Source organism: Paenibacillus sp. JNU01 (genome assembly GCF_059130585.1).
The window spans coordinates 6,011,386-6,030,377 of the sequence record NZ_CP169723.1 but is presented as its reverse complement, the minus strand read 5'-3'; the positions used below and the strand labels follow the sequence as shown (position 1 = coordinate 6,030,377).

The 18,992-nt window shown below is 46.3% G+C and carries 17 protein-coding genes; 4 read left to right on the top strand and 13 right to left on the bottom strand.

The window, feature by feature from the left end; all coding sequences use genetic code 11:
• Window positions 1-44: 44 nt before the first annotated feature.
• The 10 genes from NLBNIHML_RS26525 to NLBNIHML_RS26480 form a co-directional block, all read right to left on the bottom strand.
• Window positions 45-1,505, bottom strand: coding sequence for a sensor histidine kinase (locus NLBNIHML_RS26525; RefSeq protein WP_494353187.1), 1,461 nt, complete (start codon window positions 1,503-1,505; stop codon window positions 45-47).
• Between the two features lies 1 nt (window position 1,506).
• A complete protein-coding gene (locus NLBNIHML_RS26520; protein WP_339240884.1) occupies window positions 1,507-2,196 on the bottom strand; it encodes a response regulator transcription factor in 690 nt (229 codons plus the stop codon).
• A 174-nt stretch (window positions 2,197-2,370) separates the two neighbouring features.
• Entirely contained in the window at window positions 2,371-4,038 is a 1,668-nt protein-coding gene (locus NLBNIHML_RS26515; RefSeq protein WP_339240882.1) for a S1C family serine protease, read from the bottom strand.
• Between the two features lie 148 nt (window positions 4,039-4,186).
• On the bottom strand, window positions 4,187-4,849 hold the full coding sequence (locus NLBNIHML_RS26510; protein ID WP_339240881.1) for a response regulator: 663 nt from the start codon (window positions 4,847-4,849) through the stop codon (window positions 4,187-4,189).
• A 17-nt stretch (window positions 4,850-4,866) separates the two neighbouring features.
• Window positions 4,867-5,892 carry a HAMP domain-containing sensor histidine kinase gene (locus NLBNIHML_RS26505; protein WP_339240879.1) on the bottom strand — a complete coding sequence of 342 codons (1,026 nt, stop codon included), beginning with the start codon at window positions 5,890-5,892 and terminating at the stop codon, window positions 4,867-4,869.
• 3 nt (window positions 5,893-5,895) lie between these two features.
• The gene (liaF, locus tag NLBNIHML_RS26500) at window positions 5,896-6,924 is read right to left on the bottom strand and encodes a cell wall-active antibiotics response protein LiaF (protein ID WP_339260054.1); all 1,029 of its coding nucleotides are present in this window, start codon (window positions 6,922-6,924) and stop codon (window positions 5,896-5,898) included.
• A gap of 197 nt (window positions 6,925-7,121) precedes the next feature.
• Window positions 7,122-7,337, bottom strand: a complete 216-nt coding sequence (locus tag NLBNIHML_RS26495; RefSeq protein WP_494353186.1) for a hypothetical protein — start codon at window positions 7,335-7,337, stop codon at window positions 7,122-7,124.
• 111 nt (window positions 7,338-7,448) lie between these two features.
• The gene (locus tag NLBNIHML_RS26490) at window positions 7,449-8,231 is read right to left on the bottom strand and encodes a 3D domain-containing protein (RefSeq protein WP_339260052.1); all 783 of its coding nucleotides are present in this window, start codon (window positions 8,229-8,231) and stop codon (window positions 7,449-7,451) included.
• Between the two features lie 177 nt (window positions 8,232-8,408).
• On the bottom strand, window positions 8,409-10,346 hold the full coding sequence (gene thrS, locus NLBNIHML_RS26485) for a threonine--tRNA ligase (protein WP_494353185.1): 1,938 nt from the start codon (window positions 10,344-10,346) through the stop codon (window positions 8,409-8,411).
• A 414-nt stretch (window positions 10,347-10,760) separates the two neighbouring features.
• Window positions 10,761-11,714 (bottom strand): putative sporulation protein YtxC, encoded by a 954-nt coding sequence (locus tag NLBNIHML_RS26480; RefSeq protein ID WP_339240871.1) that lies wholly within the window; start codon window positions 11,712-11,714, stop codon window positions 10,761-10,763.
• Window positions 11,715-11,885: 171 nt separating this feature from the next.
• Between NLBNIHML_RS26480 and NLBNIHML_RS26475 the strand changes: the two genes are divergently transcribed.
• The 4 genes from NLBNIHML_RS26475 (at window position 11,886) to NLBNIHML_RS26460 (ending at window position 15,350) form a co-directional block, all read left to right on the top strand.
• The gene (locus tag NLBNIHML_RS26475) at window positions 11,886-12,290 is read left to right on the top strand and encodes a hypothetical protein (protein WP_342572413.1); all 405 of its coding nucleotides are present in this window, start codon (window positions 11,886-11,888) and stop codon (window positions 12,288-12,290) included.
• Window positions 12,291-12,594: 304 nt separating this feature from the next.
• Entirely contained in the window at window positions 12,595-13,089 is a 495-nt protein-coding gene (locus NLBNIHML_RS26470; RefSeq protein WP_091032736.1) for a cation:proton antiporter regulatory subunit, read from the top strand.
• Window positions 13,090-13,093: 4 nt separating this feature from the next.
• Entirely contained in the window at window positions 13,094-14,332 is a 1,239-nt protein-coding gene (locus tag NLBNIHML_RS26465) for a cation:proton antiporter (RefSeq protein ID WP_339240867.1), read from the top strand.
• A 112-nt stretch (window positions 14,333-14,444) separates the two neighbouring features.
• Window positions 14,445-15,350, top strand: coding sequence for a YitT family protein (locus NLBNIHML_RS26460; RefSeq protein WP_494353184.1), 906 nt, complete (start codon window positions 14,445-14,447; stop codon window positions 15,348-15,350).
• Between the two features lie 81 nt (window positions 15,351-15,431).
• Here NLBNIHML_RS26460 and NLBNIHML_RS26455 read toward each other — a convergent pair whose 3' ends face one another.
• The 3 genes from NLBNIHML_RS26455 to mqnC all read right to left on the bottom strand — a co-directional run bounded on the left by NLBNIHML_RS26455 (window position 15,432) and on the right by mqnC (window position 18,785).
• Window positions 15,432-16,445, bottom strand: coding sequence for a zinc-binding alcohol dehydrogenase family protein (locus NLBNIHML_RS26455; RefSeq protein ID WP_494354765.1), 1,014 nt, complete (start codon window positions 16,443-16,445; stop codon window positions 15,432-15,434).
• A gap of 36 nt (window positions 16,446-16,481) precedes the next feature.
• Window positions 16,482-17,420 (bottom strand): aldo/keto reductase, encoded by a 939-nt coding sequence (locus NLBNIHML_RS26450; RefSeq protein WP_494353183.1) that lies wholly within the window; start codon window positions 17,418-17,420, stop codon window positions 16,482-16,484.
• 228 nt (window positions 17,421-17,648) lie between these two features.
• A complete protein-coding gene (mqnC, locus tag NLBNIHML_RS26445) occupies window positions 17,649-18,785 on the bottom strand; it encodes a cyclic dehypoxanthinyl futalosine synthase (RefSeq protein WP_339240862.1) in 1,137 nt (378 codons plus the stop codon).
• Between the last annotated feature and the right edge of the window lie 207 nt (window positions 18,786-18,992).

Sequence of the window (18,992 nt, the reverse complement as noted above, 5' to 3'; positions counted from 1 at the left end):
TCGACAACATTGCCGATGTAATTGCAGTCCTGTCTATTATACCTTTATTCGATAGGCGGAGCAAAGACCACCGGCAACCAGATAATAAAGGTTGTTCCTTCTCCACGTCTGGTTACAACCTCGACCGATCCTTGGTGTTCCTCAATAATCCACTTCGCAATCGAAAGTCCCAGACCTATGCCGGGGGTAGCCCCACGGGATTCATCCGCTCGATAGAAGCGATCAAAGATAAACGGCACTTCATCCCGATCCATGCCAATACCGGTGTCGCTGATGCGTAGTCCCACCTGACCTTTATATAATACGGCATCCAGCGTTACAGAGCCGTCAGGTGTGTATTTAAACGCATTTTCGATGAAAATAAACAGCATCTGTTGCAGATAGTCCTTGCTACCGTTCACATAGATACCATTGAGAATTGACAGATCACCTGTACGCCACTCCGCATGGTGATCCAGGAATTGCGATCTTCGCGCGACTTCCTGTACCAATATCTGCAGCGGGATCGGATTCAGTTCAATTTTTTGCCCTGTATCCGCTCTCGCCAATGACAACATGTCACTGATCAGCCTGCTCATGCGTTTTCCTTCATCGGCCATGTCTTCCAACGCCTCGACGGACATCTGTCTGACCGTTTCTTCATCCAGATTCGGTCGGTCTGTTCCCTCTTGATCCCACAGCTTCTTCAGGAAGTCCACGTTCCCCCGAATGGTAGTCAGCGGTGTACGCAGTTCATGCGATGCATCGGATACAAAGCGGCGCTGGGCAGCATTCGTCTCCTCCAAACCGCGGAATGACAATTCTGTACGCTCAAGCATATTATTAACCGTTTCGATCAGACGCCCGATCTCATCCTTAGGCCCCGCATATTGAATACGTACACTTAGGTCATCTCCTGATTGAATCTGATTTGCGGCATCAATGACATTCACGAGCGGACGCATCGACTTGCGGGCCAGAACAAGACCTGAGGTAATAGCGAGGGCCATCGCTACCAGCCAGCCAAAAACCAAAATATTAAGCAACGCTTCCAGCAGGCGCTCCTGTGAACTTACATTGGCTCCTACCTGAAGAATTCCACGTACTTCATTGGTACCTTGAAGAGAAAGGGGGAGCTGATTCACCAGAAACGGTGTGCCATCCACATAGATCTTCGATATGCCACGCTTTTCAAGAATTTCATTGGATTTCAATACCGGAAACTGAATCTGTAATTTCTTCATATTGCCGGAAATTATGCCCGAACGACTCTGATAATCCCAGAGTTGAATATATATTTGAGCCTCTTGAAGCTGGCTCTCTGTAAATGGGTCCAGGTCCAACGACTGCGAAAGAGGATTAACACCAATTTGCTCCGTAATCCGGGCACTCTTCACCTTCAATTGCTGTTCGACTTCCTGGTAGGAGTTAAAATAAACAAAGGCATAGATTACAACGCCCCAAAAAATAAGCACAGCCGCCAAAATGCCAGAATACCATGCGGTTAGTCTTAACCGGATGGACATATCAGGAGTCACCTCTCAGAATATAACCGGCTCCCCGGATGGTCTGGATTAGACGTTTGCCACCGTATTCTTCGGTCTTCTGTCGGAGCATGGCGATGTATACTTCAAGCACGTTAGACTCACCGCTGTAATCATAACCCCAGATTTTATCCATAATCAGATCACGGGACAGTACCCGTCTTGGATTTTGCATAAACAGATTGAGCAGCTCGAATTCCTTGGCAGTCAGTTCCAGACGTTGCCCATCTCGGAGTACTTCACGTGAGTCATTGTCCAAAATGATATCTTCATACATTAAGCGGTTGTCCGGCGTACTTGCGCTATCTGACTTGCGGCGCAGCAATGCCCGGACACGCGCCAATAATTCTTCCAACGCAAAAGGTTTTACAAGGTAGTCATCGGCTCCCGTGTCCAGTCCGGTCACCCTGCTCTGTACCTCGTCCTTGGCAGTCAGCATTAGCACAGGCACTTTGCTGCCTGCTTCTCTCAATCTGCGACATACCTCAAATCCGTCAATCTGCGGCATCATCACATCCAGCACAACAATGTCCGGCTCCTTGTCCATCAGTTTACTAAGGCCTTCGGCTCCGTTGGAAGCAGTCTGTACCTCATATCCTTCAAAAGCCAAGCCCCGGCGGAGCATGGATACAATTTTTTCGTCATCATCCACAATCAAAATAGTTGAGCGCATGGTCTTTCTCCTTTATCCTAACGTTTTATCCCATTGTAACAGGCAGAAGCACAATCTGCATCTTCAAGTAGGCGTCTCAAATTCTTCACTGGTCCTTTATATCCCTGCTTTATCAGGGCAAAAAAAGCGGAAGGGCCTTCAAACCCTTCCGCTCTTTCGATCCTTACCCGATATTTATGGTTGTTGCTGTTGGGTATCTGTTGTTTGTGAAGTATCAAAATCATTTTTATTCCCGATTTTGATTTTCAGATCCATTTTCTTACCGTCACGAACCACGTTCAATGTCACTTCACTGCCAATTTTCTGTTTCTTGATAAAATCAATCAGATCCTGACTTGTGGCGTACGGCGTACCATTAGCACCAGTGATGATGTCATATGCACGAAGATCTGCTTGGTAAGCCGGTGATTGGAAGATCGTGCTGGCTACGACAGAACCTTCGGTAATGTCTGTTCCCATTTGTTTAGCTACTTCAGGCGTGAGAGCCATCAGAGATGCACCGATAAATGGTACTGGCTCTTTGGGAACTTCTTTGTTCTCTTTGAGATATTTAACGGCTTCAGAGATAACGCTCGATGGGATCGCAAAGCCAATCCCTTGTGCATCTGCGCTTACTGCAACGTTCATTCCGATAACTTCCCCATTCAGGTTCAGCAACGGACCACCAGAGTTACCCGGATTAATCGAAGCATCTGTTTGCAGCAAATGGCTGTACTCACGTGTTTTTCCTGTTTCTTCATCTGGAATGCTGATTGTACGTTCTTTGGCACTCAGCACACCTGCTGTAACCGTGTGTTCGAATCCTTCAGGGTTACCGATCGCTACAAGCCACTCACCGACTTGAGTGCTGTTGGAGTCACCCAGTGGAGCTACAGGGAACGCATCGTCACCACTGTTTTTCTCAATTTTCAGTACAGCTAAATCCAGATCGAAGCTGCTTCCCAGAAGTTTAGCTTCATAAGGTTTACTGTTGTTCTCCAAGGTTACCTGGATTACGTCCGCACCCTGAACTACGTGTTGATTCGTCAGGATATATCCTTCTTTGTCAAAAATGAATCCTGAACCAATGCCTAGGGGTACTAATTGATTACTGCCTTGCTGTTGTTGCTGGCTCTGACCTTGATTGCCTTCCGTTCCGCCCCCATTACCGAAGAAGTATTGGTACAACGGATCACTTGTGTTCGATCCACCCTGACCCATTCCTGTACGCGAGGACTGTTTCGCGAGTGTTTCGATTTTGACAACAGCTGGACTTGTACTCGTCACTACGGATGAGACATCTTCTTTGCCTGTTGGCAGTAACGATGCTGTCACATTGTTGCCTCCGCCTGTGTTTGTGGACGCTTCCTGTCCCGAGCTTTGATTTTCCGTGTTCGTAAGTGCAGTCTCCGGTGTGAACATGTTTGTTCTATCGGCTGTGTACATGAGAACGGTAATGACCAGCATGCCGGCAATAAAAGAGAACAACAGTGATCTTACAGATGAACGCGGCTTGCGGTTATTATAGTTCCAGTTGCCTTTGCCGCCATTCCCTTGATCTCCACCATTACCTGAGCCGTTTCCACCGCCTCCTGTTGATCTTGTCGCTTGCTCGGAGGATTGATTATTGTAGTAAGTAGGTACGGGTCTCACCGGATCAGGTTTTGTAATCTCTACATTTCCTTCTTCACGTTGATTATTGCTTCCCATGTGGTTTGCTGTATCTTCCTGATTCACGGACTGAAAAGGTCCATAAGAATAATAATAGGAGGATTCGTCCGTTCCGGAAGAATTGCGATTCTCCGTTTGTTTGGTTTCGTTTTCCTCGTCTTGACGGTTCGATCTATAATTGCGTTCGTCCATGCCTCTCTACCTCCCAATCTCTTATTCCCAAGAGATATTCTTTAACTGTCCTTATTTTGTACTTTAAACCTTAACCGTACCTTAAAAACAATTAAAAAGGAGATAAAAGCACGGAAGAATAGATTGTTTTTCCCGTCATAACGGGATTTTATCCTTTCGTTTTCACCCAGCCCTGACGATGCGCATAGATTGCCAATTGGGTTCGATCGTCCATCTCACATTTCATCAGCAGGTTGCTCACATGTGTTTTGACGGTTTTGATACTGATATGTAATTCTTCTCCAATGTCTTTGTTGGTTTTCCCCTCTGCAATAAGCAACAGCACTTCCTTTTCCCGTTCAGTCAAACCAGATTCACTCTCTCTCGCTGTACGTTGCCTGATCCCCCGAGTCAATGCCTGCGACACATCACCTGTCATAACAGGCATGCCTCTGTAAGCCCCTTGAAGAGCATAGATCAATTCTTCAGCAGAGACTGTCTTGAGCACATAACTTACCGCACCCGCTTCAATCGCTTGCACAACAAGATCATCCTCCAGGAAACTGGTGAGCATCACGATCTTCATCCCTGGAAATTCAGTCATGATAGCTTGTGTTGCTTCTGCGCCATTCATGATCGGCATCATCAGATCCATGAGGATCAAGTCGGGCATTTCATTATCATTTAATTTGCGCAACTGATCGAGCGCATCCTGCCCATGGCCTGCTTCTCCCATCACATGAAAAGTAGGTTCCAGCATCAGATACGTTTTCAAGCCCATTCGTACCATGTCATGGTCATCCACAATCATTACGTTTACTTTCCCACTCATTTCGTCTCCCCCTTAATTCATTCAGAAACATTCGGAAATTTCGGGATCAATACCCGTACCGTCGTTCCCGCTCCCGGCTTCGATATAATCTGGACTTGCCCCCCAAGCTTCTCGGCCCGTTCACGCATGGTAGATAACCCATATGAACCTGGACGCTCGGCTTGATGCAAAAATCCCTGACCATCATCGCTGATGCTCATGCTGATCTGATGTTCACTCTCCCGTATGGACAGACTGACCACGCCTGCCTCTGCATGTTTCACAACATTGGCAACCGCCTCCTGAATAACAAGAAACAGCTGGTGCTCAATGGCATCCGAGATTCCGCCATCCAGTTCCAGCTCTTTCACACCTTTAAGACCATTCTGCCGGCAATAATCAGGAAACCAGCTATCCAGTGCCGCGCTGAGATCACGCCCTTCCAGCTCCACCGGTCGAAGTTGGGCAATGAGTCCTCGCATCTGTCGCTGCGCAATATGTGACATCTGAATTAACTGGTCCAGCACTTTACCGCCATGCTCCGGATTCATCTCCAGCAGACGTGGTAAGGATGACGCCGACATATGCATGGCAAACAGCTGCTGGCTAACCGTGTCATGGAGATCCCTTGCCATTCGTTTGCGCTCTTCAAGCACAGCGCGCTCCGAGGCCTGCTCCTTCTCAATCACTTCCTGCTCACCGAGACGCTGAAGCAGTCTCATCTTTTTCTCAATCGAATCCATCATGACATTGAACTCCTGGTAGACACGACCGAACGAAGCGTCATCCGCTTCAGGCATGCGTACCGCCAGATTACCCTTGGACACTTTCAACATGTTAAGATCGAGCAGGTCGATCTTGCGCTGAAGTCGTAATGCGGCGATATATCCGGTGATAACGGTGGCCAGCACAATAACGGCAACATAGGTCCATGCCCTTTGACGGCCAGCCCCCATCAACACCTCTCCATATAATAGATAGAATCCACCCAGCGTAATCAGACCCGTTAACGCAAAATACATCATCAGTTCCCACTTATTGGCCTTGAGAATTGTTCGAATCATGCATTAACCCACCTTATTAACTTTGACGTCTCCGATAAACACACTTACAATAATGCGCACCTTTTTGCTTGCCTCACGATAATGGGCAGTTTCAGCCTGCGCACTACTCAGGAATCCGCCGCGTTTCTGATTCAACAATGACATGTCTCCAATGAATGAATTCGTCGTCACCGTCACACCCAGATCCATATCTTCTGGTACAAATACTTTCACATCACCGATAAATGAAGAAATGACAATTTTCGTCTCACCGTATGGAATCTGTGCTTTGGTCAAATCAATAACGGTATCTCCGATAAAGGCCGAGATGTTCATCGGTTTCAACGAGAACACTTCCTGTCCCATATACAAATCCCCAATGAACGCTGATTTATTGATGGTATTGCCACTGCCATAATCCCCATAACCATTCCCGTAGTCATCATCATAATGTTTTTCATATCCAGTATCACTTGAGTTATGCGATTGATATTTCTTCTTATATTGATGCTCTTGTGATGATGAATCTGTTGATCCTGTGAAATGAGGGCCATATGAGGCGTTCTTCTGTTCCTGCTTAGGTTTGCCAAAAGTTTTCTCGAACTGTTCGTCAAACGAAGATGGCATTTCCAGATCCTCAGGAGACAACGGTTTATAAGGTTGCTCAGGTGCTGGAGGTGGCTGCATTTTATCATGATGTTTCCGGTCGCGACGTCGTGGCCCAATCAGTACGAATAATCCTCCGCCAATTAGCATAACCGGGATCAGGTAACGGATGAACTCCCCCATGGAGTAATCAATCCATCCCAGGTTACGGGCAAGAAAGTAACCACCAATCCCCAGTACGATGACCGGTCCAATAAAAGCATAACCCCCGTTGCGACGAATCTCGGAGATTCCCTTGGCCCCCCACCAGATTAAAAATAACGGCCAATATGTTCTGAAAATATATCCTACATCAATGTCATATCCCAATTGTCTGAACAAGATCATTGCACCTATAGCAATAAGAGGTATGCCAACCCACCAGCGGTCACGCGTAGATCGTTTCATCGCTCATGTCTCCTTCGTCTTTATTATGTATCCAGTGTAACTCAGACAAGGCAATGAGAACAGCGGCGGCAGGTGGAAGTCATCTCGGTCTCAAGACTGAGATGTGAGGATATTTTTGTAAAAACTTCGCATATGTAAAACACCCTGGAGCTGCTGCTCCAGGGTGCTGAATCATCATTGGGTTAATGAATCTTCATTTATTTTTTGTATTTGGATGCTTTGCCTTGACCTTGGCCAGTTTGGCCTGTGTTTTCTACACCGAACTCGGCATTGAATTTTTCATCAGGTGTTTGGAAATTATCTTGAACTTTGTTTTGAGCGGATTGCTTCACTTTAGATGCTGTATTCTCTTCTCCAAACTCTGCATTGTACTTCTCGTTCGGCGTTTGATACCCTTGTGATTTTTTAGCCACAACGAATCACCTCTCTCTTCATATTTACGATGCATTGCTGCACCGCGGGGTTCGTCCCCAGTCAGTATTATGTGGAGAGAGCACTTCTGTTATTCATGTTCACATGTGAAATTAAATGGCCTTGTCCAACCAAGAATCCGGTACAGATTTGTACACATTGATCGCATCAGCCAAATCGCTGAGCATCTTTTCTGTACACTTTCCAGCGCCTTGCCTGATCACCTGTACCTCCACATCCTTTTTGCCCCACTCCTTATACACTTGCTTGGTTGTCGGGAAATACAGATCAATTTTATTGCCTTTGATCGCCGAACCGGTATCTGCAACAATCCCGTATCCATAGCCCGGAATATATAGAATGGAGCCCATTGGAAACAACTTTGGATCAGCTGCAATCGTGGAGACGGTTTCTTTATCACGGCGTACTTTGACACCGGAATACGTAATTCCGTATTGTGGATGTTTGGGGCCTTTACCTGTAGACTCCACACCTGCCGTATATCCTGTTGCTGTCACCTTCTGTGTGCCAAGAACCTGTTCTGAACGTGGGGCAAGCACAGGCATAGATGGATTACCCACTTGTTTATCTGGAAGCTCCGGCTTTGGAATGACCATCGGTTGTGGTGACCACAGTAAAGCCATGTATACCATGGTTGTCAGTTGGGCCTCATCGCTGTATAGATGGTCGGCCTGTTCCGAAAATTCTTGATTAGACTTGCTCGAACGCTCAATCGAAGTCTCACTGCTTCGACTCTCGACATGAAGTACTGCACTTTCCTCTTCAAATGTATACGCATCCGCCTGATTCAGGCTGATCATTATTCCGGCGAACATTACACAACCAACCAGTAAACACCGTATCGTTTTCTTTTGAATTGAGAATTGCTTTTTCATTGTACAACCTCCCCCTCACTGCAAAGGTTTTCCAAAAAGCAATTAATCTATACTTTTCAAAATTGAAAACGACGAAAAAACGCCTGAACAACAAGGGAGTTCCCAAGTTACTCAGGCGTTTATTCAGATAAATCAGCTCAGCTTATGCAATGGTTATCCCATAGATCCATGGTTCATTTACACCAAACGTGTTGCAATTTCCTCTTTCAATTGTGCAATAATTTCATCGACCGGTTTCATGCCCAGATCGCCTTCTCCACGCTTACGCACGGATACCGCTTCTGCATTACGCTCATTCTCACCGACAACAAACATATAAGGCATTTTCTCAAGCTGCGCCTCACGGATTTTATATCCAAGCTTCTCATTCCGCAGATCAGCTTCAGCAGAGATTCCCGCACGTTTCAGCTTCGCTTCCACTTCACGCGCATAATCGTCGAAGTTTCCGGATACCGGGATCACTTTGGCCTGAACCGGAGACAACCACAGCGGGAAAGCTCCTGCAAAGTTCTCCAGCAAGAATGCTGTGAAACGTTCCATCGTACTGATTACACCACGGTGAATAACGACCGGACGATGTTTCTGTCCGTCATCTCCCACATATTCAAGCTCAAAGCGCTCAGGCAACAGGAAGTCCAGTTGGACTGTAGACAATGTCTCTTCTTTGCCCAATGCTGTTTTGATCTGCACATCCAGCTTCGGACCGTAGAACGCAGCTTCACCTTCTGCTTCATAGAATGGAAGGTCAAGCTCTTCCACAACTTCACGCAGCATGCGTTGGGACATCTCCCACATCTCGTCGTTCTGGAAGTATTTCTCGGTATCCTTCGGATCGCGATACGACAGACGGAAACGATATTCGTTGATACCGAAATCCTTGTACACCGTTTGAATCAATTCGATAACACGAGCGAACTCTTCTTTAATCTGATCCGGGCGTGCAAAAATGTGTGAGTCATTCAGAGTCATTGCACGTACACGGTGCAGACCTGTCAACGCTCCTGACATTTCATAACGGTGCATCATGCCAAGCTCAGCAATACGGATTGGCAGATCACGGTAGCTGTGCATGCTGGACTTGTACACCATCATATGGTGAGGACAGTTCATTGGACGGAGAACGAGTTCCTCGTTATCCATAACCATTTTCGGGAACATATCTTCCTGGTAGTGCTCCCAGTGTCCAGATGTTTTGTACAATTCCACGTTCCCCAGAACCGGTGTGTATACATGCTGGTATCCAAGGCTTTCTTCCAGATCCACAATATAACGCTCCAGGGTACGGCGCAGCTTCGCACCGTTAGGCAACCAGATTGGCAGACCTTGGCCAACCAATTGGGAGAATGTGAACATTTCGAGCTCTTTACCCAGCTTGCGGTGATCCCGTTTGCGAGCCTCTTCGAGGAAGTGCAAATGCTCGTCCAACTGTGCTTTTTTCACAAAAGCCGTACCATAGATACGTTGAAGCATTTTGTTTTTGCTATCTCCACGCCAGTAAGCACCCGCGACATTCATCAGTTTGAACACTTTGATTTTGCTAGTCGATGGCACGTGAGGACCACGACACAAGTCGAAGAATTCACCTTGCTCGTAAATCGTGATCACGCTGTCTTCGGGCAAGTCACGAATCAACTCAAGTTTGTAGGGATCGCCCACTTCTTCGAACGTTTTGATCGCGTCCTCGCGGCTAACTTCCTTACGTACAATTGGCAAGTTCTCGTTTACAATACGCTCCATTTCCTTCTCGATCTTTTGCAGATCTTCAGGATTGAGCGGGTGTTCGAGGTCCATATCATAGTAAAAACCATCTTCGATGACCGGGCCAATACCAAGGCGTACCTCTTGGTTACCAAATAAACGTTTCACGGCTTGAGCCATCAAGTGAGCTGTACTATGACGCATCACTTCAAGTCCTTCTGGTGAATCCAAAGTTACGATCTCCACCAATGCTCCTTCATGAAGTGTTGTGGACAAGTCCACCACGATACCATCCAGCTTGCCGGCTACGGCATTTTTGCGCAATCCGCTGCTAATCGAAGCCGCTACGTCCTCAATGGTGCTGCCCTCCGCGTACTCACGTACCGAACCATCCGGTAATTTAATGTTAACTGCCATTTGTCTCATTCCTCCTGTTAATGTAACCTTCATGTCCTAATGTTCATGGATTGATTATCTAATGCTATTCCAATCATTTTGCAAAGGAACGCAAAAAACACCCGTCCCGGCAAAGGGACGAGTGATATATACTCGTGGTTCCACCCTAATTCAGCTGATTCATCCTATTCGGAGACACAGCCCTCATTGGCATGACGATAACGGGCATGACCCGGCAGATCCTTACTCGCGGATAATCCCCAAAAAAGGTGATGTTCTAACTCCACTTTCAAAATTGCAGCTACAAAGGGGTAAACCATACGTGATATCCGGAGGAAATTTCAGCCAAGGTTCCTCTCTCTGCACCGATCGTGCGTGTGGTCATTGTCTTTGTCAACGCTTTTGGTTCAATGGTTCACATGAAAAAATCATGGATCAACAGTTATTATAATTGCCGAGATCACTTGCGTCAAGACCTGTCAACAATCCTGAACGCAGCACTTCACATTCCGGGCAATGATGGCATATTTGTACCTTGTCTTCAAAGATCTGGCATATGGTTGAGATGATCGGCAGATCCGGGGTACGTGTATGCAGCATAACTTTCTCAGGAGAGATCGAGATGAGTGTACTTACAATCATATCTTCAATATCCATCTCCAGTTCCAGACCCGGCATTTCCACAACAACCTGTTCATCCTTTTGCACGGGTAACAGATTAAGTCCAGCATCCAGGACCTGAAATTCATGCATTCCCTTGTGTACAAGATGAACCAGAGGTACTTTGGCTTCTTGAAAAAATACAAAATATTTTAACAGCCCCATAAATTCTTCATACTGCCGATCCATCCAGAACTCATCCAGCGCATACTCCACTAATTCCTGAAGCTCCTGTTTATATGGCCGTATGCGGAAGTTGATAATGCCTTCAAGGTGAAAAAAGTGAACATCCTCCAAATCCTGCCGTAGTCCACTAGCCAACGTAGTACGACGGCGCTCCCGGAGTCCAGGTTGATCCAGATCACCATTTAATAGTAGTGGCATGCAGATTCGATTGACCTTCTCCACCTCATGCTCATCCATGACAGAACATGCCTTGGCGATCATATCCTCCACCATGTTACGTTCTTGTGTCTCCATAATGAAATCGGCGAGCCCAAGGGAGAGCAGATCACTGATCCGGGGAAGCCATTGCTGGAAGTCTTCGTGATTCTCATTCCCTCTGCACACCCAGGCTGCTCTTCCATCATTATGTTTGAAGACAAGCCTGAATCCTCTTTTACTTATATGTAAACCTTTGGTTTTTTCCTTGACACAACGATAAAATTGATCCGCTTCCTCTTGCCCAGATACATCGGTCCATACAGCAAACAGTTCCACAAGAATCACTCCTTTCCTTCCTCTTCAAAGTATATGGCAAGGCCGATGGGGATATACGAAGCGGATTGATGGAAAGCGTGTCATGATTTCTCAGTATATTATGAAGAGGTTTGGAGTTAAGACAAAAATGTGTTATTATTTTAATAACAGTATGTTTCACGGAAAAGGAGGGAAGCCAAAATGCGACAACAACCTAGAATACTCCACTACACGATCATTATCATTTTGTGCGTTTTCCAAGCCTTGTGCTTCCCTATTCCGACGCAGTCCGAATCTGCTGTTGGGGTGTCTGTTGAAGCAACTTCCAACAAGGAAGTGCTGTTGCAAATACCCGAAATCCAGCAGAAACCTGTTATTCGCAAATATCCACAAGTCATGACCAAGCTGATTGCGGTTACGCATAATAAGCCTGTCTTTCTTGTCCTCGCATTGTTATTAATGCTGCGAATCCCTACAACGGGTCTGTCCTTTAAACCGTGGTATTGTTTGTTTAAACGCAGATTATTTCTGCTACCTATTAAGTTCACCAGTATGTATGTATCCCTCACCCCTATAGCACCAAAATACGCGAACGCTCTTCAGTAGCCGTTACGACGTATTTACAGGTTGCTTTTGCATGGAGACACCTCTGTATTAAAGACGGTGCGCTTGTGCATATCTTATAACCCTTATTGCACACGTTAGATACAAAGCGATGTTTATCGCCTTAACGAACGAACCTATTTTTGTTGTACCCACACTTACAAATTCAAATCATATGGCTGTGTCAGGAATTTCTGGCTCTGTTTACCCGCATCTTTTGATGTTCCCTAGAGCAGCAGATTATACATTTTCGGGAAATAAGCCTGTCTTCTGTGGCCAGCCCCTAAATATAAGGAGGCAACAATCCATGGATGTACGCGAAACAGACTTGCCGGGAATCGGCAAAAAATTTCAGATTGAAACAAGCAGCGGTGATAAAATTGTCATTATTATTCACGATGACGGTCGCCGGGAAATGTACCACTTCGAGTATGATGATCCCGATCAAAGCATCTCGATGATCACACTTGACGATTACGAAGCACGACAAATTGCTGCTATTGTAGGTGGATTAACTTACAAGCCAAAGCAGCTTGAAAATATTGAAGTCACGTTTGACGACCTGATTATCGAGTGGTACAAAATCGAACCATCCTTCGGATGTATCGGCAAATCCATCGGTGAATTGGATGTACGTCAAAACTCTGGGGCGACGGTTATTGCCGTTGTAGAAAAAAATCACAAAAAACACATCAGCCCAGGTCCGGAGGTAGTTATCAGTGCAGAATCCACGGTAGTAGCCGTTGGCGAACGCAATCAGCAGAAACTGTTTAAATCCCTCCTCCTGACTGGAAGGGGGTAAATAGATGGATCATCTGATATTCGAAGTAGGTCTGGCCCTTGTGCTCATTGCGGCAGCCGGCCTTTTATCAGCAAAACTAAGATTTTCGGTCGTTCCGTTTTATATTCTGATCGGGATGGCCGTTGGGCCACATGCCATGAAAATCTGGCATCTGGACTTCCGCTTCATTGAAAGCCAGCCTTTTATTGATTTCATGGGTCGGATCGGTATTCTGTTTCTTCTCTTCTACCTCGGACTTGAATTCTCGGTAGGTCGTTTAATTAAATCGGGTCGCTCTATTGCAGTTGGCGGCTCGATCTATATCGGAATTAACTTTACGCTGGGATTAATATTCGGTTTTATGTCCGGTTTCCCAGTTGCAGAAGCACTTATTATCGCAGGTATAACTACCATCTCTTCCAGTGCGATCGTGGCCAAGGTACTCGTTGATTTGAAACGAACAGCCAATCCGGAAACAGAGATGATATTGGGTATTATCATGTTCGAAGATGTATTCCTCGCTGTATATATCTCGATCTTGTCCGGACTTGTGCTTAGTGATTCATCCTCCATCGGAGGCGTGCTCATGTCCGCACTTATTGCCCTCGGATTCATGCTTATCGTCATAATTCTTGGACGCAAAGCAACGCCGCTACTAAACAAGTTGCTTAAAATACGATCGAATGAGCTATTCTCTCTTGTTGTATTCGGAGCTTTGTTCCTCGTAGCCGGCTTCTCTGAGACCATTCATGTTGCCGAAGCGATCGGTGCATTATTGGTTGGACTGGTGCTTGCTGAAACAGAACACGCGAAACGGATTGAGCACTTGATTCTGCCGTTCCGTGACTTCTTCGGAGCCATCTTCTTCTTCAGCTTCGGACTGTCCATTGATCCGTTGTCTCTGGGTGGCGAAGCCGTATGGTTAGCTCTGATTGCAGTTGTTATTACATTGTTCGGTAACTTCCTTGCAGGCATGATGGCCGGTCGCAGTGCAGGCCTATCGCCCAAAGCATCAGCCAATATTGGATTAACCATTGTGTCACGAGGTGAATTTTCCATCATCTTGGCCAACATGGGTAAAGCCGGAGGACTGCTGCCAATGATTCAACCATTTGCCGCACTGTATGTCCTAATTCTGGCCATTCTGGGGCCTTTATTAACCAAAGAGTCCAAACATGTATTCCGTTTATTGGATAAAATATTCAAGTTCAAAGATCCTCGGAAAAAGAAAGAAGAACCAAAGGTACTGCAGAAAGAAGGGTAATGCCTATGTCTGTGCAGAACAGACATACGATCGTACTTCGCGGCTCTGCGCCGGTCTTTCTGTGACTAACCCAGGGAGAATGGCTCGAAAGCCGCACAAAGGAGGATGACCTATGAAAGCACCTCTGATATCGGCTAATCCGGTGCCAGCCACCGCCAAGACCAGAATATCATCCACCCGCCGCTGGTTAAACCTATTGCTCGTGATTATGGGTGGAATTCTGGCCTCCGTGGGACTTGAATTGTTCTTACATCCCAATAAGATCATTATTGGAGGCATTACAGGCATTTCCTCCCTCTTCGCCCACTGGACGGAAATGAGGATTGGATTATTCCTATTTTTATTCAATGTTCCGTTCATATTTCTGTCCTACAAGATTGTGAAGAAGAACTTTGTATTGGTTACTGTGCTGGGTCTGGTTGTCTTTTCGATCGGTGCCATTGTGCTTCATCCCATGCCGCCACTTGTAGAGCACCCGCTGGCTGCCGCCATGTTTGGCGGATTATGTCTCGGACTTGGAATTGGGCTCGTCGTGCGGTACGGCGGGACACTGGATACGCTAGAAATCGGTGATCCCTCTTCCCGCCCACCTGAACGTGTATTTAGCGGAAAACGGATGCTTATCGAAAAAATAATCATGCTGCTTAACTTGTTAATACTGACAGCCGCAGGTGTTGTCTTTGGCTGGGACCAAGCGATGTATTCCGTAATCGCCTACCTTATTGCTTATGAAATGGTCTACATTGCGTTCAGGGGTTTCTCTTCCAAACGTAAAGTATGTATTTTGACCACACAAAGCTCTCAGGTTGAAAAAGCTGTACGCAAACGTCTGCGCCGTGAACCTGGAACGCTGGAAGCCACTTCTGACTCAACACAACTCGCGATGACGGAAGGATGGATCAGACAGATCCCCGGTGCACTTTATTATGAGGTACATGTTCTGGAGATGGTCTGGTTGAAGTCCATTGTGCGTCACATTGATCCGCATGCGGGCATTATGACCAATCCGGACAAATAAAAAAACGCTCTCTTTCCCTATGGATGGTATTGTCCACCAAGGTCAGAGAGCGTTTTTTTCTGTTATCCGATTTACTTGTGATTATAGCTCAACGATGGCTTTGACTACATGTGAATCTGGCAAGAGCCATTGGTCGATTGTAGCAGGTAACTCATCAAACTCCACTCGGTGTGTGATATAACCATTCATACTTAATTTCTTTTGACGCAGGGTTGACAAGACTTGTTCAAAATCTTCACGGGTTGCGTTTCGGCTGCCCAGCATGCTCATCTCCCGCTTGTGAAACTCAGGATCATGGAAAGTAATATCCGCTTTCACCAGTCCGACGAAAATGAGTTGACCACTGTGCGCCACATATTGAATGGCCTCATTCATGGAATTCACGTTACCGGTTGCGTCGAAGACCGCTGTAGCATAGTCGCCTCCCGTAATTTCAGCCACTTGTTGTACAGCCTGTTCATTGGCCTGTACCAATTCATCCGCTCCAGCCCAAGTCCGGCTAAGCTCGAGCCTGTCCAGGTTACGGTCAACGGCAATAACATGGGCACCTGATTGTTTGGCAAATGCCATGACGCCAAGCCCAATCGGGCCAGCTCCAATCACAACTACATGCTCACCAGGCTTAATTCCCGCTCTCCTGACCGCATGGGCTCCAATGCTTAAGGGTTCTACCATTGCGGTCTCATCCAGTGTCAAACCTTCTGCTGAAAGCAGATGTGAGACCGGCACGCTGATTCTTTCTCTCATGCCTCCGTCTACATGGACGCCCATGACTTGCATGGACACACAACAATTGGTTTTTCCACTGCGACAAGCAATACAATGACCGCAATGCAGATATGGAATAATGCTTACCTGATCCCCTGGACGTAGCCCTGCATCGTTCGGACCGATCTCTTCAATAACACCCGCCAGTTCATGACCCAGCACGCGAGGATAGGTAAAGAATGGCTGATTGCCTTTATATGCATGCAGATCTGTTCCACAGATTCCAATCCGCCTTATCGCAACCAGCGCCTCTCCTTCTGCACGTTCCGGTTGAGGCAGGTCTTGCAGCTCTAGACGATCTATTTCTTCACACACAATGGCTCTCATCATTGTTCCCCCTTGAATGTTTCTAATGTCATGTTGTTATAACTCCGCATTATATTCAGGACGCCCGCTTGACCACGTCTCGTTATGCAATGGAGCCAATTTGCGCAGCACTTCATCCAGCAGCCCTTGATCTATCGGTTCTTCGATCCAGGCTGCGTTATTGACGATATTACGCTGGTTAGCACTGCTCACCAGTGTAGTTGGAATACGTTCATTCGACGTGGAAAATTGCACGGCCAGCTTGGCAATGTCACTGCCATGATCTGCACAGAATTGTGCAGCCTCCAGACAGAGCTGCTTCACCCGTTCACCTGCCGGATGCCAAGCAGGAGCACCTCGGGTGCTTAACAAGCCCATAGAAAGAGGCGAAGCATTCACGAGGCCAATTTCTTCCTTTTCCAACAAAGGCAACAAAGATAACAATGAGGTATCGTTCAATGAATAATGACAATACGAGATGATCGCATCCGCATTGATCTGTGGCAGAACCTTCTCGAACAATGGCAAGGGTAATCCGCAAATGCCCGCATGACGAATAACTCCCTGTTCTTTCAGACGCAGCAACGTTGGAAAAGCTTCTTCGATAATAATCTCTGCTGGCACAAATTCAATATCATGCAGGAACAAAATATCAATATAATCGGTATGCAATCGCTTGAGGCTCTCTTGTACACTATCCTGAATACGCTTACGTGAAAAATCAAACTCATTTTCCCCATACCGTCCGGCTTTGGTTGATAACATATATGAACTGCGCGGCAAGCTGCGGATAGCCTCACCCAACACCGTCTCTGCCTTTGTCAATCCATAATAAGGCGAAACGTCTATGTAATTCATTCCGGCATCTACAGCAGCATGTACAGTGCGAATTCCCTCTTCCCGGTCAATGTCACGAAATACAGAGCCAAGTGAGGATGCTCCAAAGCTCAATACAGGAACGTCCAGTTCGGTCTTTCCAAGTGTTCTTCTCTTCATTGGTTTGCCCCTTCCAACATGTCTGACTACACAAGTTCCTTTTCATTGTAACAGTTCAATTACAATATAAAATATCGCCAATTGCGTAACATGTACTGTTTAATGACCTCAATCTCCAGAAAAAATCAAAAAGCCCGCCGTTCCTCCAGACGGAGTAATCAGCGGGCATGCTTCATAAATACTCATCTAACGATCAGCATATATGGAAGTGGTATACAAATATTATAATTAGTTCTGCATTACGAAATCTTCATGCACGGTATTCTCTTCATCGAACATGCGCAAGATGTCGTAACGGGTGTTACGTTGTGCGGGAATATAACCGGCCTCTCGAATCAAACGTAAAATGGATTCAATGTTCACTTTGTAAGTTGCACCCGCAGCAGATACAACGTTCTCTTCAATCATGGTGCTGCCGAAGTCATTACATCCAAATTCAAGCGACTTCTTACCGATCTCAGGACCCATGGTTACCCAAGAGGATTGAATGTTCTTAATATTATCAAGCACCAGTCGGCTGATGGCTACAGTCTTCAAGTACTCTTCCGGCGTCTGACGCTCCAGCTTAAGGTTGGTATTGTCTGGCTGGAAAGTCCAAGGAATGAACGCCAGGAAACCTTCGGAATCATACTTGTTCGCAATACATTCATCCTGAGCTTCACGTACACGGAGCAAGTGTAAAGCACGCTCTTCCATCGATTCACCAAGGCCGATAACCATCGTTGCCGTGGTATTCATGCCGATGCGGTGTGCAGTTTGCATAACGTCCATCCAATCCCGCCATGAACCTTTCAAACGGCTGATTTTCCGACGTGTACGGTCATCCAGAATTTCAGCGCCGCCGCCAGGCAAGGAATCCAGTCCAGCTTCGTGTATAGCACGAACAACCTCTTCCAATGTAAGGCCATCGGAGACTTCAACCATTTTCATAATCTCAGCAGGTGAGAACGAGTGCATCGTGATGTTCGGGAAACGCTCCTTGATGGCTTTCAACAGGTCTGTATAATAGCTGAAAGGCAAGTTTGGATTCGTTCCACCTTGCATCAAAATTTCGGTACCATTCACATCTTCCGTTTCCTGAATCTTCTGGAAAATAACTTCATCTGGAAGCACATAACCTTCATCTGAACCAGGTCTGCGGTAGAAAGCACAAAAACGGCAGTACACATCACACACGTTCGTGTAGTTGACGTTACGCCCAATTACAAATGTTCTGTATGGCTCAGGGTGCATGCGTTTCATAACGACATTAGCAGCTGCCCCGATTTTGTCCACTTCATTGGATTCAAATAACTGAATCGTGTCTTCCAAGTCCAAACGTTCGCCCCGAAGGGCTTTATCTAAGATACGGTCTACCGTACTCATCGTAAAAAAGCCTCCCTCATGAAGAGAAATTATATAACGATCCGTCCCAACTTGTTCAAAAGAAGCAAGTTCTGGTGGCAACATCGCATTTCTGTACTCCACATATCGTAACACAGGTTACATGTGAAAAAAAGCACCTTATGTACAGGTGCTTTAAAAATAAGTAAAATTTTTTACATATGGAATGGAATTTATCCGAACTTAAGT

Coding starts and splice junctions, on each gene's coding strand:
- NLBNIHML_RS26525 (WP_494353187.1), bottom strand. CDS start 1,505: ATGTCCATCCGGTTAAGACTAACCGCATGGTATTCTGGCATTTTGGCG.
- NLBNIHML_RS26520 (WP_339240884.1), bottom strand. CDS start 2,196: ATGCGCTCAACTATTTTGATTGTGGATGATGACGAAAAAATTGTATCC.
- NLBNIHML_RS26515 (WP_339240882.1), bottom strand. CDS start 4,038: ATGGACGAACGCAATTATAGATCGAACCGTCAAGACGAGGAAAACGAA.
- NLBNIHML_RS26510 (WP_339240881.1), bottom strand. CDS start 4,849: ATGAGTGGGAAAGTAAACGTAATGATTGTGGATGACCATGACATGGTA.
- NLBNIHML_RS26505 (WP_339240879.1), bottom strand. CDS start 5,892: ATGATTCGAACAATTCTCAAGGCCAATAAGTGGGAACTGATGATGTAT.
- liaF (WP_339260054.1), bottom strand. CDS start 6,924: ATGAAACGATCTACGCGTGACCGCTGGTGGGTTGGCATACCTCTTATT.
- NLBNIHML_RS26490 (WP_339260052.1), bottom strand. CDS start 8,231: ATGAAAAAGCAATTCTCAATTCAAAAGAAAACGATACGGTGTTTACTG.
- thrS (WP_494353185.1), bottom strand. CDS start 10,346: ATGGCAGTTAACATTAAATTACCGGATGGTTCGGTACGTGAGTACGCG.
- NLBNIHML_RS26475 (WP_342572413.1), top strand. CDS start 11,886: ATGCGACAACAACCTAGAATACTCCACTACACGATCATTATCATTTTG.
- NLBNIHML_RS26470 (WP_091032736.1), top strand. CDS start 12,595: ATGGATGTACGCGAAACAGACTTGCCGGGAATCGGCAAAAAATTTCAG.
- NLBNIHML_RS26465 (WP_339240867.1), top strand. CDS start 13,094: ATGGATCATCTGATATTCGAAGTAGGTCTGGCCCTTGTGCTCATTGCG.
- NLBNIHML_RS26460 (WP_494353184.1), top strand. CDS start 14,445: ATGAAAGCACCTCTGATATCGGCTAATCCGGTGCCAGCCACCGCCAAG.
- NLBNIHML_RS26455 (WP_494354765.1), bottom strand. CDS start 16,445: ATGAGAGCCATTGTGTGTGAAGAAATAGATCGTCTAGAGCTGCAAGAC.
- NLBNIHML_RS26450 (WP_494353183.1), bottom strand. CDS start 17,420: ATGAAGAGAAGAACACTTGGAAAGACCGAACTGGACGTTCCTGTATTG.
- mqnC (WP_339240862.1), bottom strand. CDS start 18,785: ATGAGTACGGTAGACCGTATCTTAGATAAAGCCCTTCGGGGCGAACGT.